The following is a 26435-nucleotide window of genomic DNA, read 5'->3' on the forward strand; positions in this document are numbered from 1 at the left end:
TGAGGCGGGCCGCCTTGCTTTGAAGACCTGAGCGATATCCGGCGACGTCGCTCAGATGGGCCCTATTGCTGCCAGTTCTCGCATACGAGCCCGTCTGTGGTTCGCATGAAGGCATGGGGCAGCCAAGTTGCCCCAGGCGAGGTCTGTGTGATGGTGACGCCGACGCCCGCGTCGATGGTATGGCCAGTCAGATTCCCGTGATCCTCCCAGACCGGACTGGTGCCGTCCCACCGACAGGCCCAGACGGAGTCGTTGCCGTCGGTCACGAAGACCAGTGCGTATTGGGAGCCGTTGTTCATGTCCAGGACGCGTCTCGCACCCAAACCGGTTTTGGCGTAATGGTCACTCGGCGGGGCGCCCATGTTGAGCCAGGTGCCGTCCTGACAGGCCCAGAGGTCGCCGGTTGATGCGCTCAGAACGAAGCAGCAGGGCTGCGCGAGATCCTCCGAGGCGCTTATGATGATCGCCGCACCGGCCGATCCACTGATCACCGCGGGGTAGCGAGGCCCACCAAGGGCGGTCCATCGCGTGGACACCATGTCCGTGACACCGAGCCACAGTTGCCTGCCGTCCCACACATAGACCTGCAGGCTCTGCTCGCCGGTTCGGAAGTCCGGGACGGCGAGAACTCCCATCGAGGAGCCGATCGCGACGCCGGGCGAACCCATGTTGTACCAGTTCCAGGACAACACGTTCTGCCAGTTCACCCACGCATTGCCGTCGCTGCCGGTTACGACGGCGAAGGGGGCGAGATCCATCGTCCGCTTCAGCGCGACCGTCACCGCGCCGAGGCCATTGAGAACGTCGACGCTCGCCGGCTGCCCCTGATCGGACCAGATCCAGTTTGCGCCGTTCCACCAGCGCACCCAGAGATGTCCATCTCGCACGACGAACGCGTAGGGTCGATTCCCATTCGGATCGTCGTCGAGGGCGATGACACCAACGGGTCGGTCGACCTTTCCCCCTTGGTCGACCCATTCCCAGATGTCAGCGGGGTTTTTCCAGAGAATCCACAGATGACTGTCATCCGCTCGCACGAATACGAAAGGACGGGAGGCCATCGAGACTCTCCTGTCCTGGACCGCCACCGCACCGATCCCGTACGTCACCCCAGGGCCGGGCTTGCCGCGAAGAGCCCAGGGCCATGGCGTCGGGATGGGCGCGCCGACCCAGGGCAGCGAGGCCACCGCCATGGCTCCGAGGCTGCTCCCCAGAAAGGTCCGGCGAGAGAGCTCTGGCACGACGACGTCTGCTGGTAATCGTCTGCCGCTGTCGCCGCTGTCGGATAACGCGGGCTGGTCGTCGGGCCGTTGCCCGTTTGCTGACATGACTTCTTCCTCTCGCGACCTGAGCGCAAATGTCGCGGTAATTCAGACGCCACCCGTCTCTGTCATCGACCCAGACTGAGGGACAACCCCGTGCTCGCTGGTGCCGTCGATGCCGATGAACCGTAGCGCCATGATGGCCTCCACTGCTCCGGATGTGCGAACTTGCGCACAGGCGAGCCTGAACGGCGGTTGCGAGGTCGTCAAGGGTGAGATCCCGACCGGGGCCATCACGGGTCAGCACCGGTGCTGACAACATCCATGATCAACCGATAACAACAAGAAGCCCCAGGCCTGGGACCTGGGGCTCTCTTTCTGCATGGTGGACGATACTGGGATTGAACCAGTGACCTCTTCCGTGTCAGGGAAGCGCTCTCCCGCTGAGCTAATCGTCCGTATTGAGTTAGAACTCAGAGCGGAAGACGGGATTCGAACCCGCGACCCTCACCTTGGCAAGGTGATGCTCTACCACTGAGCCACTTCCGCGTGGTGCTGCTTTTACTTTAGCGGATCCCGGAGGGTCCGCCAGCCAGGCCGAGGTGGAGACGGGATTTGAACCCGTGTAGACGGCTTTGCAGGCCGCTGCCTCGCCTCTCGGCCACTCCACCAGGAGTCTTGCTCCGAGCGGAAGACGGGATTCGAACCCGCGACCCTCACCTTGGCAAGGTGATGCTCTACCACTGAGCCACTTCCGCGTTAACCCCGGGCGACGTGCGCCGGGCTACGGGAAAACCATATCGCCTTCCCGGAGTGCCCGTGCGCAGCAGGCGGCCCCCGGGGCGAAATTCAATCGATCAGGCGGACATCCTTGGCCATCACGAACATCACCCGGTGGCCGAGCTGGATCTGGTAGTAGCGGAGATCGCCGGTGGTGGTGACGTGTTTGGCCGGGCTGAAGGCGCCGGCGGCGTAGTAGGAGCCGGTGATCGTGCCGCCCACCGTGTACTGCTGGCCGGGCCCGATCTTGTACGGGAGCGGCGCCAGCGGCTGGTAGGACGCCAGCTTGTAGGCGGACTTCTCCGGGTACGCGCGGCCGTACACCTTGGTGCCGGCCTTGAGCGGCGTGACCACGGGGCCCTTGGCGGGGACGGCGGTGGGGTTCGAGGGCGGGTTGTGGAACCAGGCTTTCTGGCCCAGGTACCAGATGGCCGTCCAGTCGCCCTGCCGGGCGGCCACGGCGTAGCGCTGGCCGGTGGAGGCGCGGGCGCTCTGGTCGTACACGCTGTACGTGCCGGGCGTTCCCGCATGCTTGCCGGGATCGCTGACCAGGGGAGACGACTCGCTCGGCTGCGTGTGCAGCCAGACCGTGGCGGCGCCGTGCTTCGGGCAGTCCTTGGCCGGTTTGCCGCCGGCGCAGCCGGTGAAGCGGGACTGGTTCTCGCCGTACGACGGGCGGATCATGATGGAATCGCCGTTCTTGGCTTCTTTGAGTGGCTTGCCCATCAGGTCGAAGTAGTGGGCCCAGTCCCAGTACGGCCCGGGGTCGTCGTGCATGCCGGGAACGGCCTTCGGGGTGGGGCCGGGCACGTTGTCGTGGCCGAGGATGTGGGCGCGGTTGAGCGGGATGTCGTACTTGTCGGCCAGATATTTGACCAGCTTGGCCGACGAGCGGTACATCGCCTCCGTGTACCAGGTGCCCCCTTGGGCGAGGCGGCCCTCGTGCTCGATCCCTATCGAACGGGTGTTGACGTCCCAGTTGCCCGCGTGCCAGGCGATGTCGTTCGTCGGCACGTGCTGGGCGACATGCCCGTCGCCGGAGCGGATCGTGTAGTGCCAGCTCACGTACTTCGGGTCGTTGATCATGGACGGGATGCCCTTGTACGAGCCCTCGGTGTCGTGGATGACGATGTAGTCGACGGCCCGGGTCCGGCTCAGGTGGTCATGGTTGCCGTAGTCCCGGTTGCTCTTCTTGCCGAAGCGTCTGTACGCGGCGGGCATCCATTCGCAGGCGAGGGAGGCGGGGCACTCCACGTCCGCGTTCTCCGACTGCTCGCGAGGGGACGACAGGGCCGGTACCGGGTCGAGCCGCACCAGGAAGCCGTCGTCGGTGCGGCGCTCCACGCCCTCCCGCATCACCGAGAAGACCTCGTCGGCGAACTGTTGAGCCCCGGTCTCGTCCGCGGCGCCCGAATAGCGGGCGACGGCCTCGTACCAGGCGGAGGGGTCGGCGCTCGGGCGGTCCTGGTAGGAGGCGAGGAGGGCGGCGCCGGCCCTGATGTTGGCGGCGGGGTCCTTGCGCAGCGTGGCGGGGTCGGCGCCGATGAGGAGCCCGGCCTGGGGGAGCGAGGCGGGCGGGTCGGCCATGCGCAGCGCAGATAGGGGGCGTCGGCCGGGGGGTGCGTCCACCAGGTGCATCGGCCCGTAGCCGCCCGCCGTGCTGGGCGACCAGCCGTTCGTGTCCCAGCGGGACTCCAGGTACGAGACGCCGAGCAGCACGCTCTCCGGCACGCCGTACTCCCGGGCCGCGGCGGCGAAGTCGGCCTGCCGTCCCGACGTGGACACGGCAGCGGGCACGGCGGCAGGCGAGGTGAGCGTGCCGGCGATCAAGGTGGCGGTGAGCCGGATGTGCATGAGCACCCCTCGGGAACGTCACGATGCAACTACTCACCGTAGCCATTCCCCTGAAAGGGATGTGTCAGACGGGTCGGATGATACGCATGAGATCTGCGAGATCATCAGCGAATTCGGCATCCCAGTCATCAGGCGTGAGGTGGCCGGCCAGCCGCTGGTGGGCGGGCATGTCGGTCCCTCGGCGGTGCCTGATCTCCCTGGAGGCGTGGGAGAAGCGCCCGCTCACCTCGGACAGCGCGAAGCCCAGCACGAACGTGCTCATCAGCCGCTCGACCCGGGGGACGTCGGCCTCCGGCACGCCCGCGTCGAGCAGCGCCTGATAGGCCAGGTCGACCAGCTTGACCCCGTCGGGCGTCACCGACGTGCGCAGCAGCAGGAGCGGGAAGACCGTCGGGTGCTCGCGGGCCAGGCGCCGGATCGCCCACGCGATCGCGCCCAGGCGCTCCTGCCACGTCTGCCCGGGGTCGTCGGGCACGAGCTCGCCGAGCAGGCGGCCGACCAGGCCGTCGAGCAGCTCATCCTTGTTCCGGAAATAGCCGTACAGGGCCATGGGCGTCACCCCGACCCGCTCGGCGACGGCCCGCATGGACAGGGCTTCGAGGCCGCGTTCGTCGGCGATCGCGAGGGCCGCGTCGAGGATTTCCGGCTGCCGGGAGGTCTTGAGCTTCCGCACGCGAACAGTCTACAGTGTAGAGCAGTCTACGCCGTAGACTGCGAAGGAGGCGTCATGCTGAACGCGAACGGGCTGGTCAAGCGGTACGGCGACGTCACCGCCCTGGGCGGCTTCGACCTGCGGGTGGAGCCGGGGGAGATCGCGGGTCTGGTCGGGCACAACGGTGCCGGCAAGACGACGTTCTTCGAGATCGCCGCGGGCCTGGTCCGGGCGGACGCCGGGAGCGTCGTGGCGCGGGGCGAGGTGGGGATGGCGCCCCAGCAGCTCGCCCTCTACCCGAGCGTCACCGTGCGGGAGACGCTGCGGCTGTTCGGCGGGCTCGCCGGGCTGCGGCGGCGGTCCCTGGCCAGGGCTGTCGACGTCGCGGCCGAGGAGATGGCGCTGACCGAGGTGCTCGACCGGCGCGTGAGCGTGCTCTCCGGCGGCCAGCAGCGCCGCACGCAGGCCGCCACCGCCCTCCTCGCGGACCCGGGCGTGCTCCTCCTCGACGAGCCCACGGTGGGCGCCGACCCCGAGACCCGCGCCGCGCTCCTGGCGGCGGTGCGCCGCCGGGCGGACGGCGGTGCGGCGGTCGTCTACTGCACCCACTACCTTCCCGAGCTCGCCGAGCTGGAGGCCACGATCGCCGTCGCGAGGAACGGGCGGGTCATCGCGCGGGGCACGGGCGCCGAGCTGCTCAAGGGGCTGCCGGGCGAGGTACGCGTCACGCTGGACGACGACGAGATCACGGTCTCCACCACCGATCCCACCGCCACCCTGGCCGCCCTCCTGCGTGACCTGGACCGCCCGGTGCGCGGCATCGACATCCGCCAGCCGTCGCTCGACGACCTCTACCGGGAGCTGGCCCATGCCGCGTGACGCCCCGCACCAGATCTCCCTGCGCCGGATCTCCCTGCACCGGATCGCCGTGCTGGCCGCCCACAACGTGCTGCTGCGCAGGCGCGACCCGGCCCACCTGGTCAGCTACCTGGTCATGCCCATGGTCCTCATGCTGGTCTTCAAGTCCATGCTGGGCGAGCCCGTCCAGGTCGTCACGGGCCTGCTGGTCATGTTCTCGGTGCTGTCGATGGCCGACGTGGCCGGGTCCAGCCTCGCCGAGCGCACCTGGCACACCTGGGACCGCCTCAAGGCCACCAGAGCCGGCGTGCCGGAGATCATGCTCGGCAAGGCCCTGCCGGTCTTCGCCGTGCTTGTCCTGCAGCAGTCCGTGCTGCTCGCGTACGGGATCGTCGCAGTGGGCATGCGGCCCGCCGGACCGGTGTGGGCGCTGGCGCTGGCCGTGATGGCATGGTGCTTCGCGCTGCTCGGGGTGGGTACGGCGCTGGCCGGAGTGGTGCGCAGCCAGGGCGAGCTGAGCACGCTCTGCAACATCGCGGCGCTGTCGGTCAGCGCGCTCGGCGGCGCGCTCGTGCCGTACTCGATGATGCCCTCCTGGGCGCAGGCGATCGCGCCGGTCTCGCCCGGATACTGGGCGACCACCATGCTCCAGGCCGCCGTCAGGGGCGACGTCGCGAGCACGGCCGGTCCGGCGGCCGTCCTCGTCGGGCTCGGCCTCGTCGCCGGCGCCTTCGCCTGGTGGCGCTTCGGTAAAGGTTGGGACCGCAGCAGCCTCCTGTAGAGAGCGGTTGGAGTTAAATCCTGCCCGATTTCGGGCAGGATGATGGCGTGTCTCGTTCCAGATGCGTAGTGTCCTCCTCTGTGTCCACCGCACGGCATCCCTACGAAGATCTCATCGCCCACCTCACCGAGACGAGCCCCCTGAGCCCGGGCGAGGCCGCGCGCGTGGTCGCCGACGTGCTGTCGTACTTCTCCGAGTCCGTCGAGGAGTACGTCCGCCGCCGTCACGCGGAGCTGAAGTCGCGCGGCCACACCAACGACGAGATCTTCCCGAGGATCGCCCGCGACTTACGCGGTCGCCGAGTAGCGGCACCCGAGCTGTCCCTGCGGCAGCTGCGCAGGATCATTTACGGATGAACAGGAGACCTCTATGTGCGGAATCGTGGCCTACGTCGGCCCGAGGGAGGCGGCACCCATCCTGCTGGAAGGCATGCAGCGGCTGGAGTACCGAGGCTACGACTCGGCCGGGGTCGTGGTGTCCAACCGTGGGCTCAAGGTACGCAAGGTCAAGGGCCGCGTGGCCGACCTGGCCAAGGTGATGCCGGCGAGGTTCAAGGGCACCCTCGGCATCGGGCACACCCGGTGGGCCACGCACGGCGTGCCGAGCGACGAGAACGCGCATCCGCACCTGTCCGCCGACGAGCGCATCGCCGTCGTGCACAACGGCATCATCGAGAACGCCGGTGAGCTGCGCGCCAAGCTCCAGGCCGACGGCGTGGAGTTCGCCTCCGACACCGACACCGAGGTGCTCGCGCACCTGATCGCCCGCGCCGTCGACGAGAACGACACCCTCGAGGAGGCGGTCAGGAAGACGCTCAAGAGCATCGTCGGCACGTACGGCATCGCGGTCATCGACCGCGACCGGCCCGGCGAGGTGGTCGTGGCGCGCAACGGCAGCCCGATCGTGCTGGGCATCGGCGAGAAGGAGATGTTCGCCGCGTCCGACGTGGCCGCGCTCGTCCGCTACACCCGTCAGGTCGTCCACCTGGAGGACGGCGAGCTGGCCGTGCTGAAGGCCGACGGCTTCCACACCTTCTCCAGCGACGCCCGCGAGACGGCCAAGGAGCCGTTGACCGTCGACTGGGACGCCGGGCACTACGACACCGGCGGCTACGAGCACTACCTGCTCAAGGAGATCTCCGAGCAGCCCGAGACGATGACCCGCACGATGAGCGGCCGCCTCGACGAGCGCTTCCACGTGGCCCACCTCGGCGGCCTGAACATGGACGCCCGCGAGACCCGCTCCTTCCGCCGGGTGAAGATCATCGGCTGTGGGTCGGCGTACTACTCGGGGCAGATCGGCGCGCAGCTCATCGAGGAGCTGGCTAGGATCCCCGCCGACGCCGAGCCCGCCAGCGAGTTCCGCTACCGCAATCCGGTCGTCGACCCCGACACGCTCTACGTCGCGATCAGCCAGTCGGGGGAGACGTACGACACGCTCGCCGCCGTGCAGGAGCTCAAGCGCAAGGGCGGCCGCGTCATCGGCATCGTCAACGCGGTCGGCAGCGCCATCGCGCGCGAGGTCGACGGCGGCATCTACCTGCACGCGGGGCCCGAGGTGTCGGTGGCCTCGACCAAGGCGTTCACCTCGACGTCGGTGGCGTTCGCACTGCTCGCGCTCCACCTGGGCAGGGTGCGTGACCTGTCGCCCGCCGACGGGCGGCGCATCGTGGAGGGCCTGCGCCGGCTGCCGGGGCAGATCGAGGAGATCCTCGCGCAGGGCGACAAGATCGCCGAGCTGGCGCAGAAGTACGCCAAGCACCCGAGCATGATGTTCGTGGGCCGCGTGCGCGGCTACCCGGTGGCCAGGGAGGGCGCGCAGAAGCTCAAGGAGATCTCGTACGTCCACGCCGAGGCGTACCCGGCCAGCGAGCTCAAGCACGGGCCGCTCGCGCTGATCGGCCCCGAGATGCCGACGGTCGCGATCGTCCCCGACGACGAGCTGCTCGACAAGAACCTCACCACGCTCGGCGAGATCCGCGCGCGCGGCGGCCAGGTGGTCATGGTCGGCCACCGCGAGCCCGACGCCAAGCTGGCCGACGACGTGATCGTGATCCCCAAGAACGAGATCGAGCTCGACCCGATCCTGCTCACGATCCCGTTGCAGCTGCTCGCCTACCATGCGGCGGTGGCGCTCGGCCGTGATGTGGACAAGCCGCGCAATCTAGCCAAGAGTGTCACGGTCGAATAAACAGGCCAATTTGGCTTCAAACCTCGTTATCTTGCTGCGGACGGCATAAATTCGATACGTGCGGCAGTTCGACCATGAGACGCCCAATCTCGCACGCATGTACGACTACATGCTCGGCGGGAAGGACAACTTCGCGGTCGACCGCCAGGCCATCGAGCAGCTCGCCGAGCTGATCCCGGAGGCGGTCCCGCTGGCCCGCGCGAACCGGGCGTTCCTCCAGCGTGCCGTGCGCTACGTCGCCGCCGACGGGGTACGCCAGTTCCTCGACCTGGGCAGCGGGCTGCCGACCCAGGGCAGCGCGCACGAGGTGGCGCCGGAGGCCAGGGTCGTCTACGTCGATCACGATCCGGTCGTCGCCGCCCACGCCAAGGCCCTGCTCGGACGTTCGAGCAGGGCCGCCTTCGTTCAGGCGGACCTCCTGGACGCCGACGCGGTGCTGGCCAAGGCGGGCGCGTTCCTGGATCTGCGCAGGCCGGTCGGGGTGCTGCTGGTGTCGATCCTGCACTTCCTGCCGGACTCGGCGGGGCCGCAGCGGGTGGTGGCCCGCCTGCGCGAGAGGCTGGCGCCGGGCAGCCACCTCGTGATCACCCATGCCACGTCGATGGGCCGTCTGGAGGACGAGCGGCGATACCGGGGCGCCTCCACGGAGGAGCCGGGTGCCGGCACCGACCGCACGCCCGCCGAGATCCGTGCGTTCTTCGGCGACTTCCCGCTGGAGCCGCCGGGGCTCGTACAGGCCGTCGACTGGCGACCCGACCGGCCCAAGCTGGTCGGCGACTGGTCGCTCCCGTCGTCGCTCATGGCCGGAGTCGGCAAGAAGCCACTCTGAGAGAAATGTGTATCTCTGCGTAAATTGCCAATAACTCCCTGTAAGTGATAGTTCGGGGGAGAGGCACATGCGCCGTCGACAGTTCTTCGCAGGAGGGCTGGCCGTGGCCGTGTGCGCGGTCGGCTGCGGTACGGAGCGCGCCCCCGGAGGCGCGGCCGGCCTGCGTGCCCGGTTCTCGATCAACCCGGAGGGGCGCCGGTGGGCGCGCGTCGGGCAGGTGTTCGCCGGCGCGGCCCGCGCGGCGGGGTACCAGCTCGGCGCCGGCACGAAGGTCACCCTGACCGGCCTGCCGGCCCTGGCCGCCGCCGAGGTGAACGGCCGCCAGGCCCTGCTCACCACGACGACCCCGCTGGCGCGGCTCAGCGGCGAGGTCGAGGTCGTGGTCGTGTCCGGCAAGTCCCGCTTCAGGGACTTCGAGGACTTCGGCGCCCACCTGGTCGCCAAGCCGGGCCAGACGCCGCTGGTGGGCGGGCCGCAGGGCGAGCCCGACCACCTGCTGTTCGGCCTCATCGCCAAGGGGCTCGGCGCGGACACCAGGCGGATGGACTACACCGGCTACCCCAGCAGCGAGGAGGCCGCCACCGCGCTGCTGTCCGGCAAGGCCACGGCCGCCGCCGGCCTGCTCGCCGACTGGCGCCCCGGCATCGGCGCGGGCCGGGTCAGGGCGCTCGCCGTCTCCACGGCCAGGCGGGTGCCGGACCTGGACACTCCGACGCTGCTGGAGTCCGGCGTACGGGTGGACTTCGCGGACTGGGTGGCGGCCTTCGGCCCCGAGGCCATGCCGGACGGGGCCCGCGAGGCGGCCATCCGCATGTGCGACGACGTCACCGGCTCGCCGGCCTGGGACGCGGCCTGCCGTTCCGAAGGGTGGATCTCGATCCCGCTGAGCGGCGAGGACTTCGAGCTCTGGCTGAGCACCGAGGTCGAGCGCACGCGCGCCGTGCTGCGGGATCTCGGACTGCTCGACAAGCCCTGAGCCACAACATCCTGGGTCAGTTGCGGGAACGGCTACTAGATGTAGGATCCTCCTCGTTGCTGGTTCGCCTCCACGGAGGCGGAGCAAAAGGGAACCCGGTGCGATTCCGGGGCTGCCCCGCAGCGGTGAGCGGGAACGACCGCCGTCATACGCACTGGAGTGATCTGGGAAGCGACGGCCAGTAGGAACGATTGTGCGCCCGCGAGCCCGAAGACCTGCCAGCGGCGTGCCGGGCTGCCCGTCCGGCATGAAGTGACCATGGCCTCGAGGGAGGGCCGGGGAGCGAACCGCGGCGGGTGCTGCCCGCCGCCGTGCTCTCGCGCGCCCTCACGGGGGACGAGCTCGCGAGGAGAGAGCACGTGACGCAGATCATCGGGATCGACCGCCGGCTGGCCATCGAGGAGGCCGCCGCCCGGGTCATCGCCGATCCGGCCAACTCCCGGGTCGCCGCCCGGCTGCTGGCCGAGGAGATCGCCGACGAGGCGGCCGCGCACGGGGTGCGGTCGTTCTCCGAGTCCATCGCCGCCACCCACGCGGCCGGGCTGATCCAGGACGGGCTGGCGGAGTTCGTCGCCGCGCACGCGCCGGAGCTGGACGCGCTGGTCGCCGCGGAGGCGGATGACCGGTTCGAGTACTTCGGGTTGCGCACCGTCTATGACCGCTACCTGCTGCGCCACCCCGAGACGCGGGCTGTGCTGGAGCGGCCGCAGCACTTCTTCCTCCGCGTGGCCTGCGGGCTGTCGGAGTCGGTCGAGGAGGCCGCCGAGCTCTACGCGCTCATGTCCACGCTGTCGTACCTGCCCAGCTCGCCCACGCTGTTCAACGCGGGCGCCCGCCGGCCGCAGCTCTCGTCGTGCTTCCTGCTCGACTCGCCGCGCGACGAGCTGGAGGCGATCTACGACAGGTACGGGCAGGTGGCCCGGCTGTCCAAGTACGCGGGAGGCATCGGCATCTCCTGGACCCGGGTGCGCTCGCGCGGCTCCCTGATCCGGGGCACGAACGGCCACTCCAACGGCATCGTCCCCTGGCTGCGCACGCTCGACGCGTCCGTCGCGGCGGTCAACCAGGGCGGGCGGCGCAAGGGCGCGGCCTGCGTCTACCTGGAGACCTGGCACGCCGACATCGAGGAGTTCCTGGAGCTGCGCGACAACACCGGCGAGGACGCCCGCCGCACCCACAACCTCAACCTGGCCAACTGGGTGCCCGACGAGTTCATGCGCCGGGTGGAGGCGGACGAGGTCTGGTCGCTGTTCGACCCGAAGGAGGTGCCCGACCTGACCGACCTGTACGGAGAGGCGTTCACGGCGGCGTACCGCGCCTATGAGGCCGCGGGGCGATATGTCCGGCAGATTCCGGCGAGGACGTTGTACGGTCGGATGATGCGCACGCTCGCCCAGACCGGCAACGGCTGGATGACGTTCAAGGACGCCGCCAACCGCACCTCCAACCAGACCGCCCGCCCCGAGAACGTCATCCACCTGTCGAACCTGTGCACCGAGATCCTGGAGGTCACCAGCGACGGGGAGACCGCGGTCTGCAACCTCGGCTCGATCAACCTCGCCGCCCATCTCGCCGGTGGCGACATGGACTGGGAGCGGCTCCGCGGCACCGTGCGCACGGCCGTGCGCTTCCTGGACAGGACCATCGACCTGGGCTTCTACCCCACGCCCGAGGCCGAGGCGGCCAACAGGCGCTGGCGGCCGATCGGGCTCGGCGTGATGGGACTGGCCGACGTGTTCTTCGGGCTGCGGCTGCCGTTCGACTCGCCGCGCGCCCTGGAGCTGTCCACGCGGATAGCCGAGGAGATCGCGCTGGCCGCGTACGACACCTCGGCCGACCTCGCGGCCGAGCGCGGCCGGCACCCGTCGTACGCCGACACGCGGGCGGCCGGGGGAGTGCTGCACCCGGACCACTACGGCGCCGGGACCTCGCCGCGCTGGGCGGCGCTGCGGGAGAAGGTGGCGGTGACCGGCCTGCGCAACTCGCTCATGATCGCCATCGCGCCGACCGCCACGATCGCCTCCATCGCCGGCTGCTACGAGTGCATCGAGCCGCAGGTGTCCAACGTGTTCAAGCGCGAGACCCTGTCCGGGGAGTTCCTGCAGGTCAACCGATACCTGGTGGCCGACCTGCAGGCGCGCGGGCTGTGGACGCAGGAGATGCGCGACGCCATCAAGCGGGCCGACGGCTCGGTCCAGGAGGTCCCCGGCATCCCGGACGACCTCAAGCAGCTCTACCGCACGGCCTGGGAGCTGCCGCAGAAGGCGCTGATCGACCTGGCCGCCGCGCGCCAGCCGTACATCGACCAGTCGCAGTCCCTGAACCTCTTCATGGCCAGCCCGACCATCGGCAAGCTCTCGTCGATGTACGCCTACGCCTGGAAGCAGGGCCTGAAGACCACGTACTACCTGCGCTCCCGCCCCGCCACCCGCATCGCCCAGACCACCGTCGCGGCTTCGGTTTGCTCCCTGGAGAACCCGGAGACCTGCGAAGCCTGCCAGTAGAAGGAGACTTCCATGCTGCTCGACCCGGGAATGGACCTCACGCTCCGGCCCATGCGCTACCCCGACTTCTACGAACGGTATCGCGCGGCCATCCGCAACACGTGGACCGTCGAGGAGGTGGACCTCCACACCGACCTCGCCGACCTGGCCAGGATGACGCCCCAGGAGCGGCACCTGATCAACCGGCTGGTCGCGTTCTTCGCCACCGGCGACTCCATCGTGGCCAACAACCTCGTGCTCAACCTCTACCAGCACGTCAACGCCCCTGAGGCGCGTCTCTATCTCAGCAGGCAACTGTTCGAGGAGGCCGTGCACGTCCAGTTCTACCTGACCCTGCTGGACACGTACCTCCCGGATCCCGCCGAGAGGGTGAAGGCCTTCGCCGCGATCGACCACATCCCCTCGATCCGCGACAAGGCGGAATTCTGCTTCAAGTGGATCGACTCGATCAACGAGCTGCAGCGCCTGGAGACCCAGGACGAGCGCCGGCGCTTCCTCCTGAACCTGATCTGCTTCGCCGCCTGCATCGAGGGCCTGTTCTTCTACGGCGCCTTCGCCTACGTGTACTGGTTCCGCTCCCGCGGGCTGCTCGGCGGCCTGGCCACCGGGACGAACTGGGTCTTCCGCGATGAGTCCATGCACATGGAGTTCGCCTTCAGCGTGGTGGACACCGTGCGGGCGGAGGAACCGGAGCTCTTTGGCGATGATTTGGCCAAACAGGTTACCCTCATGCTGGAGGAGGCCGTGGCCGCAGAGCTGGCCTTCGCCGAGGACCTGTGCGGGGACGGCATGCCCGGCATGGGGGTCGAGCAGATGCGCCAGTACCTCGAGTACGTCGCCGACCAGCGGCTGGTCCGGCTGGGCCTGCCCAAGAGGTACGGCTCGGCGAACCCGTTCGCGTTCATGGAGTTGCAGGACGTCCAGGAGCTGGCGAACTTCTTCGAACGGCGGGTTTCTGCGTATCAAGTGGCAGTTGAGGGCAATGTGACCTTTGACGAGACTTTCTAGACATTGGGGGCATAGGCGTGCAGTCTCCGGCGGACTGGCCGATTCTCGTAATCTCGGTGATCGGCTCGATCCTCCTGGTTGAGCTGGTGCGGAGGGTGCTGAACAGGGTCGGGCGCAAATGGTCGCTCGCCCGGCACCTGGTGGAGCACTGCACGTGGGCTGCGTTCGCGGTGGCGGCCGTCGTGGCCTTCAACCTCGTCTTCGAGCCGGGGATGTTCGGCTCAGGCCCGGGGGAGCCGGGCGTCGCGGCGACGGTGCAGCGAGCGCTCGGCCTGGCCACGATCGGCGCGGTCACCTGGCTGATCGTGCAGGCCTCGTACGCCCTGACGGACGTCGTACTCGAGCGGCTGGTGCTGGTCGAAGGGGAGCGCAACCGCCGGGCGCGGCGGATCAGGACGCAGATCGCGCTGGTCCGCCGCATCGCCGCCGCGGTCATCATCGTGGTCGCGATCGGCGCCATGCTCTTCTCCTTCCCCCAGGTCCGCGCGCTCGGAGCGGGCATCCTGGCCTCGGCGGGCATCGCGGGCGCCATCGTCGGCATCGCCGCCCAGCCGACCATCGGCAACGCCCTGGCCGGCCTCCAGCTCGCCTTCAGCGACGCGCTCCGGCTCGACGACGTGGTCGTGGTGGAGGACGAATGGGGCAGGATCGAGGAGCTGACGCTCACCTACGTCGTCCTGCGCCTGTGGGACGAGCGCCGCCTGGTCCTGCCGGTGTCCTACTTCACGCAGAACCCCTTCGAGAACTGGACCCGGCACGGCAGCCGGGTCCTCGCCGTCGTCCTCCTGCGCGTGGACTGGTCGGTGCCGGTCCCGAAACTGCGGGACGCGCTCTACGAGTTCCTTCAGGGCAACCCGCTGTGGGACCAGAAGGACTGGACGCTCCAGGTCACCGACGTGCTCACGAACGGCCTGGTGGAGCTGCGCGCCCTGATGAGCGCCGCGGACTCGCCGTCCGCGTGGGACCTCAAGTGCGACGTACGCGAGTTCCTGGTCAACTACGTCAGGGACAACTACCCGGACTCCCTGCCCCGCTTCCGCGTGGACACCCCGGAATCCCGACTGCGCAATTAAATACGTGGCGCGGGGCCGATCAAGCCTTTACCGTGGACATTGTCCAGCAGCACGAAGAAAGGCGGCGAAGTGAGCTCCGACCTGGTCCTCCCAGAGCCGCCGCGAAGGCTTTCCGGATAAACCCTCGAATTATTCGGAGAGCCGTCTCGGACACCCCGGGGCGGCTTTTTCGTTGACAACCGAGTGTGGGGCAGTTTGGTCAGCCCGCCTGCCTTGGGAGCAGGAGCATCGCAGGTTCGAATCCTGCCACTCGGACGGCGGTCCTGAAAGGAAAGGGCCGCGGGCCACGGCCTGGCCGACGGGATTGGCGCCCCCCGGCCGGACCCAGCCCACGCCCCGGGCCGGCCCACGCCAGCCAAGCCCGGGGCCCAGCCGCTCTGGCCCAACGGCAGAGGCGCCGCCCTCAGGAGGCGGAGGTTCAGGGTTCGAATCCCTGGGGCGGCACGCAGAAACGGCTCAAGCTTTTCGCGCTGCTGCCCGTGCCTGTGACCCGCTGCGCGGCGCCGGTGAGGCCGCCGACGCCGTCGCCTCTCCACCTTTGTCAGTGGCCGGTGACATGATCCGGCCATGACGACCTTCACGCCACCGCCTGACACCGCGGCCTGGCAGCACCTCGCCGTACGCACCGGCTTCGAGGTGGTCTGTTTCCGCTCCCCGCCGGACGGATACCGCGTCGAGGGGTGCACAACCGCGGTCGAGGAGGGCGAGGCCTGGGTCGTCGACTACGTCATCGAGCTCGACTCGGGCTGGGCCACGCGCTCGGCCCGGCTGGAGAGCCGTTCCGCCCGGGCCAGGCGCCACATCGTCCTGGAGGCCGACGGCGCCGGCCACTGGCGCGTGGACGGCGCGCCGGCGTCCTGGCTGGACGGCTGCCTCGACGTTGACCTGGAGTCGTCGGCCCTCACCAACGCGTTCCCCGTGCACCGGCTGCGCCTCGGCGTGGGTGCCGCCTCGCCGGCTCCTGCGGCGTTCGTCCGGGCCGCCGACCTGGCCGTCGAGCGGCTGGAGCAGCACTATGCCCGGCTGCCCGACGACGGTGGGCGGCAGCGGTACGACTACGCCGCGCCGGTCTTCGACGTCGCCTGCCGCCTGACCTACGACGAGTCCGGCCTCGTGCTCGACTATCCCGGCCTGGCCATCAGGGCCGCCTGAAGCGCCACCCGCCTGGCTTCGAGACTTTCGGCAAGTGGGTTTGGCCATTCCCAGCGCATCGCCGTGTCGGCAAGTCGGTCGCTGAAGTTCGCCTGGCGAACAAGCCGGCGCAGCGCCGACCCGGTGTCATCCGGTCCTTGTCGGGATCTACCCAGAAGTTCGTGCCTGCGGGGCAGAGAACTGAGGTACATCTCCCAGTCCGACGTGTGCGGTCAAGCGCTTTCCTGCGGGGCCAGCCACCGGTAGCGGTGCCGCGTCTCCTGACCGAGCCAGCCGTTCACGCTGGCCAAGCCTCGTGCGTTGACCTGCCCGTCGTGGATGCCGAAGGCCCGCTCGGGGGCGACCGCGCGAACGAAGTCGATCACCTCGGCGGTCTTCAGCCACGACGCCTGCAGGGGGACCAGGAGCGTCTCCACGGGCTCGTTCGGGATGTGCAGGGAGTCGCCGGGATGGTAGAGCGTGCCCTCCACGAGATAGCCGAGGTTCACGCAGTCGGGTCGGCCGCCGTAGATCGGCGCATGCCGGCCGCAGGCGGCCCGTACGCGGAAACCGGCCGCCGTGAAGTCCTCACCGACCCGCACGGCGGTGTACGGCAGCGCCAGCTCCGCCGCGAGCGGAGCGTACACCTCGATGCCGGCGCCCAGCAGCCGCAGCACGTCGGCGTGGTCGGCATGCTCATGGGTGATCAGCACCGCGTCCGCGCCGATCAGCGCGCTCGGCTCGCTCCAGATCCCGGGGTCGATGACCAGGACACGGCCCTCGTGCTCCAGCCGTACGCAGGCATGGGTGTATTTCGTGATCTTCACGATTTGTTCCATCCGAGAGGAGGGCGAGCGGGTTCGTCGGTGTTGCGCAGGTGGATCGCGAGGAGGGTCAGCCATCCCCAGCCAACGACGACGGTCAGCCGCTGCAGGAGCCCGCCGATGTCAGCGAGGCCCGTAGCTTGGGCGAAAGCCTGGCCGGACAGGAAGTAGCCGATCGCGACGAGCGGGCTGGCTCTGGTCCTGTTGAGCAGCCGCGTCCCGTGGTTCGCCGCCGCGATCCTCGCGGTCATGTTCGCCGGTACGGCGATTCGCAGGTGGGAGCTCGGCGATGGCCGGCGATGGCCGGTGGCGGTCGCCGCCGTCCTGGTGACGGCGACGCCCTTATGGGCGATCAACGCCGGCTGGTGGTGGTTGCAGCCTGACGCTGGTTGAGCCATCGGTTCCTCGAGCGGCCCCTGCAGGGATTCGGCCGTCGCCTGGCTGACCGGCGCCCCCGGCCGGCGCACGGTTCTCCATGAGAGCCTGTCCACCCGGATGCTTGATCCTCGAGTCGCATACATGATCACCCAGCCCTCTGATCCAAACCCCGAACAGGCGGGGATGGCCGCCGCCGTGACCTTCGCTGCTTGCCCATCCGGCTGTGAACCCGCTGCAACAGCGGCATCATCACGTAGACGACGATGGGCACCACCACGGTGGCGACGACCGGGGGGCGCAGGAACGGCGGGACCGCCTCCAAGAAGCCATTGAGGACGAGTTGTACGACGGTGAGAGTGGGCAAGACTGAGATCCACACCATCAGAGCCTGGTGATGACGGGACATCGGCTGCCTCCCTGGAGAGATCGGGACGGTTGAGTACAGCTACACCCTGCCGTTCGCTGTCACAGAAGTCCAAGATATGGTTCCTATGCCCTCGCATAAGGGAGCCTTATGGAACTGCGCCAGTTGCACTATCTGCTGGCCATCGTGGAAGAGGGAAGCTTCACCCGCGCCGCCGCTCGCGTCCACGTCGCCCAGCCCGCGATCAGCCAGCAGATCGCCCAACTCGAACGCGAGCTCGGAGAGCGGCTTTTCGACCGGTCCGAGCGCCGGATCCGGCTTACCCCGGCAGGGGAGGCCTTCCTTCCGTACGCCCGCGCGGCCCTCGATGCGGCAGCCTCTGGACGGGACGCGGTCGTCGCACTGCGCGGCGTCCTGGCAGGGCGGCTCACGGTGGGGACCATCCCTTCCCCTCCGTTGTCGCTACTGGATCAACTCGCACGGTTTCGGCGCCGCCATCCCGGCGTCCGTATCACCCTGCGCACCGGCGATCCGGAGGAACTGACGGCGCAGGTGGCGGCGGGCGCCTTGGATGCGGCCGTCATCGGCGTCTCAGGCAACCGCCTTCCCGCAGGGCCGGCGGGACAGCGCCTGCCTGTCGGCCTCACGAGCCGCGACGTCGCCGAGGAAGCACTCGTGATCGTCGTCACCCCCGGACATCCACTCGCCGCGAAGCCACAGCTGAGCCTGTCCGAGCTGCGTGGAGAGCCGATGGTCACGCTCACCTGGGGCGCCGGGCTGCGCATCGCACTCGAGACCGCCTGCGCCGAGGAAGGCTTCCTCCCCGAAGTCACGGCCGAGACCGACGACCTCACCTTGCTGACCGATCTGGTCCGGCACGGTTTCGGAGTGGCCCTCATGCCCCGGTCGGCCGCAGAGCGGGCCCGGCCGCAGGTGGTCACCATCCCGCTCCGGCCGCCCGCCCCGAGCCGAAGCCTGGCGCTGGTCTGGCGCCGCGATCGCCTCTCCGCGCAGGGCCGGGCTTTTCTCGACCTGGCCGGACAGGATCTCGACGAGCCAGGGGCTTGATCTCAGCCGGGCTTGTGTCCGCTCGTACGGCTAGCGCCTGGTGGGGGCGCTGGTGGAGCGGGCTTGAGCGCTGAGCGCGTCCAGTTCCTCCGCTCTGCGCTTCTTGAACTCCCTGCCGAGATCCTCGAGTCTCTTCTTGCTGACGGACTTCGCCAGGTTGGGGAGGACCTTGCCCTCTTCCTCCTGGACATGGCGATTGACTGATTTGATGAGCTTGTCGAGTGTGCGGTCGAATACCTTCGTCCCCGGCTCGGCACGCATGAGCGCATCGAGCAGGATCTCGATCTCCTTGTGCTCCTCCAGGCTGTGGTGGGCGTCGATATCCGGATAGACCCTGTCTTCCTCGGCCCGCGAGTGTGCGATCAGGAGGGCGTGCAACTCGGTCACGGTCGCCTCCTGGTCTCCCTCCTTGTTCTTGAGCCGCTCGAAGAGACCCTCCACGGCCCGGTGGTCCTTGGTGATCAGGGTGATGACGTCGGTAGCCATGACCGGCAGCTACCCATCCGGCCAAAGGCCATTCTCGTCAGCGGTTGGCCCTCGCCTGTCCTCTCCAGAACGGTTGCCCGGCTTGCGAGACGGGCGAGGTGGCCAGGGGGCGCGCATGCGGGTACGGCCCCAGGCATCACGCGAGGAGCAGGCGGCGCCAGGTGTCGGCCAGCCAAGCGGTGAACCGTTCCGCCGGCCAGCCCCGGTCCTCAACCAGCAGGCAGTAGAGCTCCGGCGAGTTGGTCGCCCAGACGACGTCGGCGATCTCTTCCACGTCGAGCCCCGGCCGCACCTGTCCGGTGTCGACGAGGTTCTGTGCCAGTTCGCGCATGTTGGCCGCGCGCCGATGCGCGATGTCCTGCCAGACCTCGCGGACCTCCGGATGCGTCGCCGTCTGGGCGACGCGCAGCAGCGGCGCCAGCCTGCCGTGGATGTCGCCGATCGCGCGCGCGTAGATCTCCAGCTTGCGCCCGGCATCGGGTTCGGCGCGGATGGCCTGTACGTACCCGCGCTCCCGGGCAGGAACGGCCCGGTCGGTGCCGGACAGCGCGGACTCCACCAGCTCCAGGAAGAGCGCGGGCTTGCGGCCCACCGCGGTGTAGACGGTGTCCAGGGCGACGCCGGCCCGCTCGGCGATGTCGTTCATCATCGTGGCCGCGTAGCCGCGCGCGGTGAACAACTCGCCGGCCGCCTCCAGGATGGCCCGCCGATTGGCGTCGGCCGCTTCCCGCCGGCCGGTGACGTCGTATCGCCTCTTGACCTGTCCTGCCACGAGGTTCATGCTAGCCATATTCATCCGAAATTACTTCGGATCAAAGTCATTGGGGGGATCCCATGGCACACGCGTTCACCTACGATGTTCCGATCGGCCCCGACATCTACGCCCGCATCAAGGAAGGGCTGGGGCCCGAGCCGCCCAAGGGGCTCATTGCCCACCTGGCCTACCGCACCGGCAACGGCCTGCGCTACGTCGACGTGTGGGAGTCCGAGGCCGACTGGGAGACGTTCGTCGAGGAACGCCTCCACCCGGTCGTCGACAGCGTCCTGACCGAGGCGCTCGGCTTCCGCCCGCCCGAACCTCCACTCGAGCGGCTCGACCTCATCGACGCCTGGATCGGGGCCTGAGGAGGTCCGCATTCTGGTGCCAGGGCCGCCAGGCCCAGCTCCTCACCGGGGGAGGCGTGCTTCGGCCTCCTGTCCGGCGGGCTGCGGCGGGCCGCCGGCGCGTGATGGCAGCAGCACGACGATGAGTACGGCGCCGAGCGCCACGCAGACCGCGCCCGCCGTGAGCCCGCCCGAGTAGCCCATGGTGGTCAGCGCGGCCACCCCGATGGCGCCGCCGATCTGCTGGACGGAGGTGAACACTGCCGAGCCGAGACCGGCGTCCTCCTCGGTGGTGCCGTCGACGGCGGCTGCGGCCATGACGGGCAGGCTCAGCCCGTTGCCCACGCTCAGGATGAGCATGCCGGGCAGGACGTGGGCGGCGTAGGAGTCGCCCGCCGCCAGGCCGGACAGCAGCAGCAGGCCGGCGATGTTGACCAGGAACGCCGGCAGAAGCGCCCAGCGCGTCCCGACCCGGAGCGAGATGCGGGAGGACAGCCACATGCCCGCCAGGATGCCGGCGCCGTAGGGCAGGTAGGCGATGCCGGCCAGGAGCGGGCTGTAGTCCAGAGCGGTCTGCACCTGGATCATCAGCAGGAACGACATCGCGTACATCGCCATCGAGAACAGCAGGGTCGCGCCGCTCGCGACCGCCCGCGTCCGCGAGGCCAGGAACGACCCGGGCACCAGCGGCGCCGCCGCCCGTGTCTCGGCGAGCACGAACGCCACCGCCAAGGCGGCGGAGAGCGCGACGGCGCCGATGACGATCGGATCGCCCCAGCCGGTCTCTCCAGTCCGCAGGAGCCCGTACACCAGCGACACCGCGGCGCCGGTGACCAGGATCGCGCCGGGAACGTCGAGGCGGCGCCGGCCGGGGGCACGGGACTCGGGGACCAGGCGGGGGAGCAGCGCCAGGGCCACGGCGACGACGGGCAGGTTGATCAGGAAGATCACGCGCCAGGACGCCAGGTCGGTCAGCGTCCCGGACAGCACCAGGCCCGCGGTCCCGCCCAGAGCCGCGATGCCGCCCCAGACACCCAGCGCCCTGGCCCGCTCCTCCGGCCCCGGATACAGCAACGTGATCATCGACATCGCCGCCGGGCCGGCCATCGCAGAGCCCGCGCCCTGCACGAATCGCCCGACCACGAGCTGCCACGGCTCCCGCGCGAGCCCGCAGGCCAGGCTGGCCATACGCAGGTACGGCTGCGCGCCGCACTGCCGCTGCTGGCCGAGGGGCAGCCGGTGTCGCGGGTGGCGCACAGCGTGGGGTACGCCACGGCGAGCGCGTTCCTGGCGGCCTTCCGCCGTACGGTCGGCACCACGCCCCGGCGCTACCTGCTCAGCCGCTGACCTCGGCCTTCTTGTCGAGATGCCGCGCGTGGGGTGCGGCGGTCAATCCGTTGCGGCGGCCGTGTGGGCCGGCTTGAGGCGTAGTGCCTGGAGCATCTGTGAGAGCGCTGTCCAGGTGTCGTCCAGGTCGCCGGGGCGGGTTGACCTGGCCAGCCACAGTGCCGCCTCGTTCATGGCGCCGGACAGCAGGTGGGTGAGCGGTTCGACCGGCTGCGGCGCGATGACTCCCTCTTCGATAAGGGTGGTGAGCGCTTCGGCCAGGTGGCGGGCCGAGGCGGCCTCGTCCAGTGCGCGCCAGTCGCTCCATCCCAGCACGGCGGGACCGTCGATGAGCATGATCTGCTGGACGTCCGGATCGGTGCTCGCCGTGAGGAAGGCTCGGCATCCCGACGTCAGCTGCTCCCAGGGATCGTCCTCGGCGTCGGCGGTGGCGGCCACCTTCTGGGCGACCTCCTGCTGTACGTGTTCGAGGACTGCGCGGAACAGGTCGGCCTTGCCCGCGAAGTGGTGGTACAGCGCGCCCTTGGTGACGCCGGCGGTGTGCACGATCTCTGCCAGGCCGACCGCGGCGTAGCCACGGGTCGCGAACAGCCGCCGGCCCACATGCAGCAGGGTGCGCCTGGTCTGCTCGCGCTGGCGGGCCCTGGCCCCGTCGGTCATGGCGTCCCTCCACGTTGACATACCGATGGTACGTCAATACTGTACCTTCGCATACCATCGGTATGTGAAAGGCGATTCCATGATACTGACCAGCTTCTATCCGGTCATCGGCACCTCGCGGTTGGCCGAGTCCCACGACTTCTACACCCGGCTGTTCGGCTTCGAGGCGACCTTCGAGGCGGACTGGTACGTGAGTCTGCGGCGGCCGGGGCCGTCGGCGTACGAACTGGCGCTGCTCGACCACACCCACCCCACGCTGCCCGAGGGGTATCGCGCGCCGGTGCGGGGGCTGTTGCTCAACTTCGAGGTGGAGGACGTCGATGCCGAGTGGGAACGGCTCGTCGCCGGCGAAGGGCTGCGACCCGAGCTCGAGCTGCGCAACGAGGACTTCGGGCAGCGGCACTTCATCGTGGCCGACCCCAACGGCGTGCTGATCGATGTCATCACGCCCATCGCGCCGTCCGAGGCTTACGCCGACCAGTACGTCAGCGAGTGAACCGAGGCGTCAAGCTGACGTGTGCCGAGCCGAGGCGAATCGGTGGACGTCGGAACCGGCGTCCACCGATCTCGTCGCGCTCTGCTCAGGCCGCGCGGCGGCCCAGGCCGCGCAGTTGGTCGGCGGTCAGCGCGGAGACGTTCTGGTCGATGGGGGACTCGGAGTACTGGTGGATGGTCCAGGACTTCCAGTCGGCGGGCGGGGTGACCGCTCCCTTGGGCTTGCTGTAGTGGGCCACCCATAGGGGGTATTCGGCCAGGCCCTTGCCGTAGGTGTCCGCGAAGTTCCAGCCGCTGTAGAACATCGGGGTGGTTCCCGTCTTGGCCTTCACGTACGACAGCCACGCCTTGGCCCAGGCGTTGACCTCGGCGACGGACCTGCCGTCGGTGGTCTCCAGGTCGAGGACCAGCAGGTCGCCGGGCTCGGCGGGCTGCGCGTTCACCACGGACAGGAAGTGCTCGGCCTCGGCGATGGGGTCGTTGCCGGGGTGGCCGTAGTGGTAGGCGCCGCGCACGATGCCCTTCTTGCCCAACTGGAGCCAGTGCCTGGCGAAGGAGGCGTCGCGGAAGCTCGTGCCTTCCGTGGCCTTGATGATGCCGAACTGGGCGTCGCTGGCGTTCCAGTCGTACAGGGGCTCGTAGTTCGAGATGTCCAGGCCGTAGGTGAGAGACCCGGTCTCAGGCTGGGCTTCTTGCCCCGGGGCGTGGCTGGTGGGCGATGCGAGCGTCATGGTGGCCACGCCGGCGATGGCGGTTGTTCCGGCGAGGATCGCACCCGCGACGGCGAAGCTGACGCGCTGGGTGAGGGGATTGAGGCGATTCTTTAGGGTATGGGCGATTGCGGCAAGCCGGGGCTCGGGCATGACGGCATTGACTCCTTGCTTCCATGCCGCCTACCGGGTTAGCTGACGGGTTCGGGCTTGGAAGTGCCCTACGGGCGCAGGCTGGGCCGGCGTCCGATTCACCCCGAGAAGATGGGTCCCCGGCTCCGCGAGGCGCGGATTCGGCGGCCGGACACTGCTCCGAAGGGCAGCGCACGGTCCGGTCAACCAAGCGGCAATGATGCGGTGAAGGTCGTCGCATCCATGTCGCGATTAGGCAAAAGATAGACATACGACCATATATGGTGCAAGTAGGGCAAATTGTGATTTGTCGGTATCGGCACCTGAACGGCGCTGAAGTGCCGTGCCTGTAAGGGTTGCGGGACTTGGTAAAGAAATCGGGACCGCTGCTTCAGGGCGCCCCTCTCCAGATGGCCTCATGTCAGCAACCGGTTCGCTTCGCGGTCTCCTGGCATCGCCTCATGAACACAGCTCATGCGAACGGGGTCGAGATCGCCTACAGCGCGGCGGGTGAGGGCGAGACGGTGTTGCTGGTTGGGGGGAGCGGGATGGATCAGGGGGTGTGGGACTTCTCCTTCAAGCCGGCTCTCGTCCAGGCGGGCTATCGCGTGGTGACCTACGACTCCCGGGGTGGCGGCGGGTCGAGCGCTCCGGAGCCGCCTTACTCGATCGAAGATCTCGCCCTGGACGCCGTCGGACTGGTCGAGCAGGTGAGCGACGGGCCGTGTCACGTCGTCGGACTGTCACTGGGCGGGTTCGTGGCCGAGGAGATCTGCTGGCGACGGCCGGACCTGGTGCGTTCGGTGGTGCTGGTGGCCTCCGGTGGGCGGACCACCGCGTACATGCGGGCGAAGATGCAGGCCGAGGAGCGGTTGTTCGCCGCCGGTCCGGTGCCGGTGGATTATGACCTCGTCGATGCGCTGTCGGTGTTCCTGCCCGCCAAGGTTCTCCAGGACGACGACAAGACCGTGGAGCAGTGGGCGCAGTTGATCGGCGCGACGGACGGGCCGGGGCGTATCGGGCAGGGTGCCGCGGCGCGGGCCTGGCTTCTTGACGACGGACGCGTCGAGCGCTGGCCGAACATGCGGGTGCCGGCGCTGTTCGTGGCTTTCGAGCACGACATCCAGTTTCCGCCGAGCCGGGTCAAGGAAGCCGCAGAGGAGTGGCCGCAGGCATCCTTCGTCGAGATCCCTGGTGTAGCCCATGGCAACGGCGTGTTCGACGCCGCGAGCCAGATCGGCGAGGCCATCGTCGGCTTCCTTCCGTTGATGCGTTAGGCGGCCTGGAAGGCCTCCTCGGGACCCGAACCTCTCCGGCCTGGCGCCAGCCGGTTGCCCCATCCCGGTACCTACTGGTCCCACCCCTCCGGGTGGGACGACCGCATGGGGTGCGGTCTAGGTTTGAAATACGGTGGGGGGGTATAGTATGTTGAGAGGGTCGGAAGGGGGAGACATGGTGGGATACAGCGACAGCAAGCAGGACCAGTTGCGCCGGTTGCGCCGCGTCGAGGGTCAGGTGCGGGGGTTGCAGCGGATGGTGGAGGACGACAAGTACTGCATCGATGTTCTGACGCAGGTGTCGGCGGCTACCAGTGCTCTGCAGTCGGTCGCCATCTCTCTGCTGGAGGATCATCTGGCTCACTGTGTGGCGGAGGCCGCCGCCAAGGGGGGTCCTGGGGCTCAGGCCAAGGTGAAAGAGGCTTCCGACGCGATTGCGCGGCTTGTCCGCTCCTGACAGCACCGAACACACCGGAAAGGGTTGATCGATATGGCTACCGCTACTTACACCGTCACGGGCATGACCTGCGGCCACTGCGTGAGTTCGGTGAAGGAGGAGGTCGGTGAGGTTGCCGGGGTCACCTCGGTGGAGGTTGATCTGGCCAGTGGCCTGCTGACCGTTGCGAGCGACGGTCCTGTGGAGGCGGCGGCGATTGTTGCGGCCGTGAAGGAAGCGGGCTACGAGGTGGCGAATCCGGCATGAACGCGGCGACCAAGCTGGGTGCGTACGTGCTGGGGTTGGCCGTCGTCTTCGGCGGCGCCCTGGGCGTGGGGAACGCGGTGGGAGAGGTTGGCCCGGCACCCGCCAAGTCGGAACACGGGACCACCCATTCGACGTCCGCCGCCGTGGGCCATGGCGGCCATGAGCAGAGCACCGCGACAGCGCAGAACGATACCCCTGGGGGGCTCCAGGTGTCCCAGAACGGCTACACGCTCAACCCGTTGACGACGATCAAGGCCGGTGAGCCGACGGATTTCCGTTTCACGGTGACGGGTCCCGATGGCAGGCCGGTGACCGATTATCAGGTTCAGCATGACAAGAAGCTGCACTTCATCGTGGTCTCGCGGGATCTGGCGACGTTCCAGCATGTGCATCCGGAGATGGCCGGCGATGGTGTGTGGTCGGTGAAGCTGACGCTGGCCGATCCGGGCGCCTACCGGGCTTTCGCGGATTTCGCTCCCGCCGGTGGTAGCGGTCTGACTCTTGGTGCGGATCTGCTGGTCGCGGGCGACTACAAGCCGCAGCCCCTGCCGCAGGCGGTCCGGACGGCTGAGGTGGACGGCTACACGGTCGCTCTGGCGGGTGATCTGGTGCCGGGCCGGGCCAGTAAGCTCACGCTGAGGGTGAGCAAGGACGGCAAGCCGGTCACGGATTTGCAGCCGTATCTGGGTGCGTATGGGCATCTGGTCGCGTTGCGGGCCGGTGACCTGGCCTACCTGCACGTTCACCCGGACGGTGAGCCGGGTGACGGCAAGACGGCGGCCGGACCGCAGATCACCTTCTATGCCGAGGTTCCCAGCGGCGGCGAGTACCGGCTGTTCCTGGACTTCCAGCACGACGGGAAGGTCCGCACCGCGGATTTCACCGCCCGGGCCGGGACCGGACAGAGTGAGCCGGCGGTAGAGCCGAGTTCAAGCCCGTCTCACGGCGAGCACGCGCACTGAGCGCAGGACACCGACGAAAGGAGACGT

At 68.9% G+C, this 26435-nt stretch carries 28 protein-coding genes, 6 tRNA genes and 2 riboswitches; of the genes, 20 read left to right on the forward strand and 14 right to left on the reverse strand.

What is annotated here, in order from left to right:
* Positions 1 to 62 precede the first annotated feature (62 nt).
* The 7 genes from ABD830_RS28245 to ABD830_RS28275 form a co-directional block, all read right to left on the reverse strand.
* A complete protein-coding gene (locus ABD830_RS28245; RefSeq protein ID WP_344993678.1) occupies positions 63 to 1193 on the reverse strand; it encodes a hypothetical protein in 1131 nt (376 codons plus the stop codon).
* A 452-nt stretch (positions 1194 to 1645) separates the two neighbouring features.
* Positions 1646 to 1720, reverse strand: a tRNA-Val gene (locus ABD830_RS28250).
* A 19-nt stretch (positions 1721 to 1739) separates the two neighbouring features.
* Positions 1740 to 1811, reverse strand: a tRNA-Gly gene (locus ABD830_RS28255).
* A gap of 51 nt (positions 1812 to 1862) precedes the next feature.
* A tRNA-Cys gene (locus ABD830_RS28260) sits at positions 1863 to 1933 on the reverse strand.
* 15 nt (positions 1934 to 1948) lie between these two features.
* Positions 1949 to 2020: transfer RNA gene (locus tag ABD830_RS28265), tRNA-Gly, on the reverse strand.
* 91 nt (positions 2021 to 2111) lie between these two features.
* Positions 2112 to 3896, reverse strand: coding sequence for an N-acetylmuramoyl-L-alanine amidase (locus tag ABD830_RS28270; protein ID WP_344993681.1), 1785 nt, complete (start codon positions 3894 to 3896; stop codon positions 2112 to 2114).
* Between the two features lie 64 nt (positions 3897 to 3960).
* Positions 3961 to 4569, reverse strand: coding sequence for a TetR/AcrR family transcriptional regulator (locus tag ABD830_RS28275; protein ID WP_344993684.1), 609 nt, complete (start codon positions 4567 to 4569; stop codon positions 3961 to 3963).
* Positions 4570 to 4623: 54 nt separating this feature from the next.
* Here ABD830_RS28275 and ABD830_RS28280 point away from each other — a divergent pair, with 54 nt between their 5' ends.
* From ABD830_RS28280 to ABD830_RS28335, 12 genes are all read left to right on the forward strand, one after another.
* Positions 4624 to 5427 carry an ABC transporter ATP-binding protein gene (locus ABD830_RS28280; RefSeq protein ID WP_344993687.1) on the forward strand — a complete coding sequence of 268 codons (804 nt, stop codon included), beginning with the start codon at positions 4624 to 4626 and terminating at the stop codon, positions 5425 to 5427.
* Positions 5417 to 6187: an ABC transporter permease gene (locus tag ABD830_RS28285; protein WP_344993690.1), complete on the forward strand. Its 771-nt coding sequence runs from the start codon at positions 5417 to 5419 to the stop codon at positions 6185 to 6187. The genes ABD830_RS28280 and ABD830_RS28285 overlap by 11 nt, the downstream gene beginning before the upstream one ends.
* A gap of 80 nt (positions 6188 to 6267) precedes the next feature.
* On the forward strand, positions 6268 to 6543 hold the full coding sequence (locus ABD830_RS28290) for a hypothetical protein (RefSeq protein ID WP_344993693.1): 276 nt from the start codon (positions 6268 to 6270) through the stop codon (positions 6541 to 6543).
* A 13-nt stretch (positions 6544 to 6556) separates the two neighbouring features.
* Positions 6557 to 8377: a glutamine--fructose-6-phosphate transaminase (isomerizing) gene (gene glmS / locus ABD830_RS28295; protein WP_344993696.1), complete on the forward strand. Its 1821-nt coding sequence runs from the start codon at positions 6557 to 6559 to the stop codon at positions 8375 to 8377.
* A gap of 58 nt (positions 8378 to 8435) precedes the next feature.
* Entirely contained in the window at positions 8436 to 9206 is a 771-nt protein-coding gene (locus ABD830_RS28300) for an SAM-dependent methyltransferase (protein WP_344993699.1), read from the forward strand.
* Positions 9207 to 9273: 67 nt separating this feature from the next.
* Positions 9274 to 10182: a Bug family tripartite tricarboxylate transporter substrate binding protein gene (locus tag ABD830_RS28305; protein ID WP_344993702.1), complete on the forward strand. Its 909-nt coding sequence runs from the start codon at positions 9274 to 9276 to the stop codon at positions 10180 to 10182.
* 43 nt (positions 10183 to 10225) lie between these two features.
* Positions 10226 to 10419, forward strand: a riboswitch (cobalamin riboswitch).
* A gap of 122 nt (positions 10420 to 10541) precedes the next feature.
* Positions 10542 to 12686: a ribonucleoside-diphosphate reductase subunit alpha gene (locus ABD830_RS28310; RefSeq protein WP_344993705.1), complete on the forward strand. Its 2145-nt coding sequence runs from the start codon at positions 10542 to 10544 to the stop codon at positions 12684 to 12686.
* 12 nt (positions 12687 to 12698) lie between these two features.
* Positions 12699 to 13694, forward strand: coding sequence for a ribonucleotide-diphosphate reductase subunit beta (locus tag ABD830_RS28315; RefSeq protein ID WP_344993708.1), 996 nt, complete (start codon positions 12699 to 12701; stop codon positions 13692 to 13694).
* A 56-nt stretch (positions 13695 to 13750) separates the two neighbouring features.
* Entirely contained in the window at positions 13751 to 14767 is a 1017-nt protein-coding gene (locus ABD830_RS28320) for a mechanosensitive ion channel family protein (protein WP_344993711.1), read from the forward strand.
* A 179-nt stretch (positions 14768 to 14946) separates the two neighbouring features.
* Positions 14947 to 15022 (forward strand) — tRNA-Pro (locus ABD830_RS28325).
* Positions 15023 to 15138: 116 nt separating this feature from the next.
* Positions 15139 to 15211, forward strand: a tRNA-Leu gene (locus ABD830_RS28330).
* A 123-nt stretch (positions 15212 to 15334) separates the two neighbouring features.
* Positions 15335 to 15919: a putative glycolipid-binding domain-containing protein gene (locus ABD830_RS28335; protein ID WP_344993714.1), complete on the forward strand. Its 585-nt coding sequence runs from the start codon at positions 15335 to 15337 to the stop codon at positions 15917 to 15919.
* Between the two features lie 212 nt (positions 15920 to 16131).
* On the opposite strand, the gene ABD830_RS28340 is transcribed toward ABD830_RS28335, so the two are convergent.
* Positions 16132 to 16725 carry an MBL fold metallo-hydrolase gene (locus ABD830_RS28340; RefSeq protein WP_344993717.1) on the reverse strand — a complete coding sequence of 198 codons (594 nt, stop codon included), beginning with the start codon at positions 16723 to 16725 and terminating at the stop codon, positions 16132 to 16134.
* The gene (locus ABD830_RS28345; protein ID WP_344993721.1) at positions 16722 to 17120 is read right to left on the reverse strand and encodes a hypothetical protein; all 399 of its coding nucleotides are present in this window, start codon (positions 17118 to 17120) and stop codon (positions 16722 to 16724) included. The genes ABD830_RS28340 and ABD830_RS28345 overlap by 4 nt, the downstream gene beginning before the upstream one ends.
* Before the next feature lie 494 nt (positions 17121 to 17614).
* Between ABD830_RS28345 and ABD830_RS28350 the strand changes: the two genes are divergently transcribed.
* Positions 17615 to 18532, forward strand: coding sequence for a LysR family transcriptional regulator (locus ABD830_RS28350; RefSeq protein WP_344993724.1), 918 nt, complete (start codon positions 17615 to 17617; stop codon positions 18530 to 18532).
* Positions 18533 to 18562: 30 nt separating this feature from the next.
* Here ABD830_RS28350 and ABD830_RS28355 read toward each other — a convergent pair whose 3' ends face one another.
* The gene (locus ABD830_RS28355; protein ID WP_344993727.1) at positions 18563 to 19018 is read right to left on the reverse strand and encodes a hemerythrin domain-containing protein; all 456 of its coding nucleotides are present in this window, start codon (positions 19016 to 19018) and stop codon (positions 18563 to 18565) included.
* Between the two features lie 136 nt (positions 19019 to 19154).
* Positions 19155 to 19799: a TetR/AcrR family transcriptional regulator gene (locus ABD830_RS28360; protein ID WP_344993730.1), complete on the reverse strand. Its 645-nt coding sequence runs from the start codon at positions 19797 to 19799 to the stop codon at positions 19155 to 19157.
* Between the two features lie 53 nt (positions 19800 to 19852).
* On the opposite strand from ABD830_RS28360, the gene ABD830_RS28365 reads away from it, so the two are divergent.
* On the forward strand, positions 19853 to 20143 hold the full coding sequence (locus ABD830_RS28365; RefSeq protein WP_344993733.1) for a hypothetical protein: 291 nt from the start codon (positions 19853 to 19855) through the stop codon (positions 20141 to 20143).
* A gap of 42 nt (positions 20144 to 20185) precedes the next feature.
* Here ABD830_RS28365 and ABD830_RS28370 read toward each other — a convergent pair whose 3' ends face one another.
* Positions 20186 to 21379 carry an MFS transporter gene (locus ABD830_RS28370; RefSeq protein WP_344993735.1) on the reverse strand — a complete coding sequence of 398 codons (1194 nt, stop codon included), beginning with the start codon at positions 21377 to 21379 and terminating at the stop codon, positions 20186 to 20188.
* Between ABD830_RS28370 and ABD830_RS28375 the strand changes: the two genes are divergently transcribed.
* Positions 21371 to 21469 carry a hypothetical protein gene (locus ABD830_RS28375; RefSeq protein WP_344993738.1) on the forward strand — a complete coding sequence of 33 codons (99 nt, stop codon included), beginning with the start codon at positions 21371 to 21373 and terminating at the stop codon, positions 21467 to 21469. The two genes, ABD830_RS28370 and ABD830_RS28375, sit on opposite strands and share 9 nt — an antisense overlap.
* A gap of 42 nt (positions 21470 to 21511) precedes the next feature.
* On the opposite strand, the gene ABD830_RS28380 is transcribed toward ABD830_RS28375, so the two are convergent.
* Positions 21512 to 22129, reverse strand: coding sequence for a TetR/AcrR family transcriptional regulator (locus ABD830_RS28380; RefSeq protein WP_344993743.1), 618 nt, complete (start codon positions 22127 to 22129; stop codon positions 21512 to 21514).
* A gap of 79 nt (positions 22130 to 22208) precedes the next feature.
* Here ABD830_RS28380 and ABD830_RS28385 point away from each other — a divergent pair, with 79 nt between their 5' ends.
* On the forward strand, positions 22209 to 22625 hold the full coding sequence (locus tag ABD830_RS28385; RefSeq protein WP_344993746.1) for a VOC family protein: 417 nt from the start codon (positions 22209 to 22211) through the stop codon (positions 22623 to 22625).
* An 85-nt stretch (positions 22626 to 22710) separates the two neighbouring features.
* Here the strand turns inward: ABD830_RS28385 and ABD830_RS28390 are convergent, their stop codons facing one another.
* A complete protein-coding gene (locus tag ABD830_RS28390; RefSeq protein WP_344993748.1) occupies positions 22711 to 23487 on the reverse strand; it encodes a glycoside hydrolase family 25 protein in 777 nt (258 codons plus the stop codon).
* 12 nt (positions 23488 to 23499) lie between these two features.
* Positions 23500 to 23643, reverse strand: a riboswitch (cyclic di-AMP (ydaO/yuaA leader).
* Positions 23644 to 23822: 179 nt separating this feature from the next.
* Between ABD830_RS28390 and ABD830_RS28395 the strand changes: the two genes are divergently transcribed.
* The 4 genes from ABD830_RS28395 (at position 23823) to ABD830_RS28410 (ending at position 26408) form a co-directional block, all read left to right on the forward strand.
* Positions 23823 to 24743 (forward strand): alpha/beta fold hydrolase, encoded by a 921-nt coding sequence (locus ABD830_RS28395; protein WP_344993751.1) that lies wholly within the window; start codon positions 23823 to 23825, stop codon positions 24741 to 24743.
* 175 nt (positions 24744 to 24918) lie between these two features.
* Complete coding sequence (locus tag ABD830_RS28400; protein ID WP_344993754.1) at positions 24919 to 25200, forward strand: metal-sensitive transcriptional regulator; 282 nt, start codon at positions 24919 to 24921, stop codon at positions 25198 to 25200.
* 33 nt (positions 25201 to 25233) lie between these two features.
* Entirely contained in the window at positions 25234 to 25446 is a 213-nt protein-coding gene (locus ABD830_RS28405) for a heavy-metal-associated domain-containing protein (protein ID WP_344995976.1), read from the forward strand.
* Complete coding sequence (locus ABD830_RS28410) at positions 25443 to 26408, forward strand: hypothetical protein (RefSeq protein ID WP_344993757.1); 966 nt, start codon at positions 25443 to 25445, stop codon at positions 26406 to 26408. Before ABD830_RS28405 ends, ABD830_RS28410 begins: the two co-directional genes overlap by 4 nt.
* The last annotated feature ends 27 nt before the right edge of the window (positions 26409 to 26435 follow it).

Origin of the sequence: Nonomuraea helvata, assembly GCF_039535785.1 — a bacterium.
Classification (GTDB): Bacteria; Actinomycetota; Actinomycetes; order Streptosporangiales; family Streptosporangiaceae; genus Nonomuraea; species Nonomuraea helvata.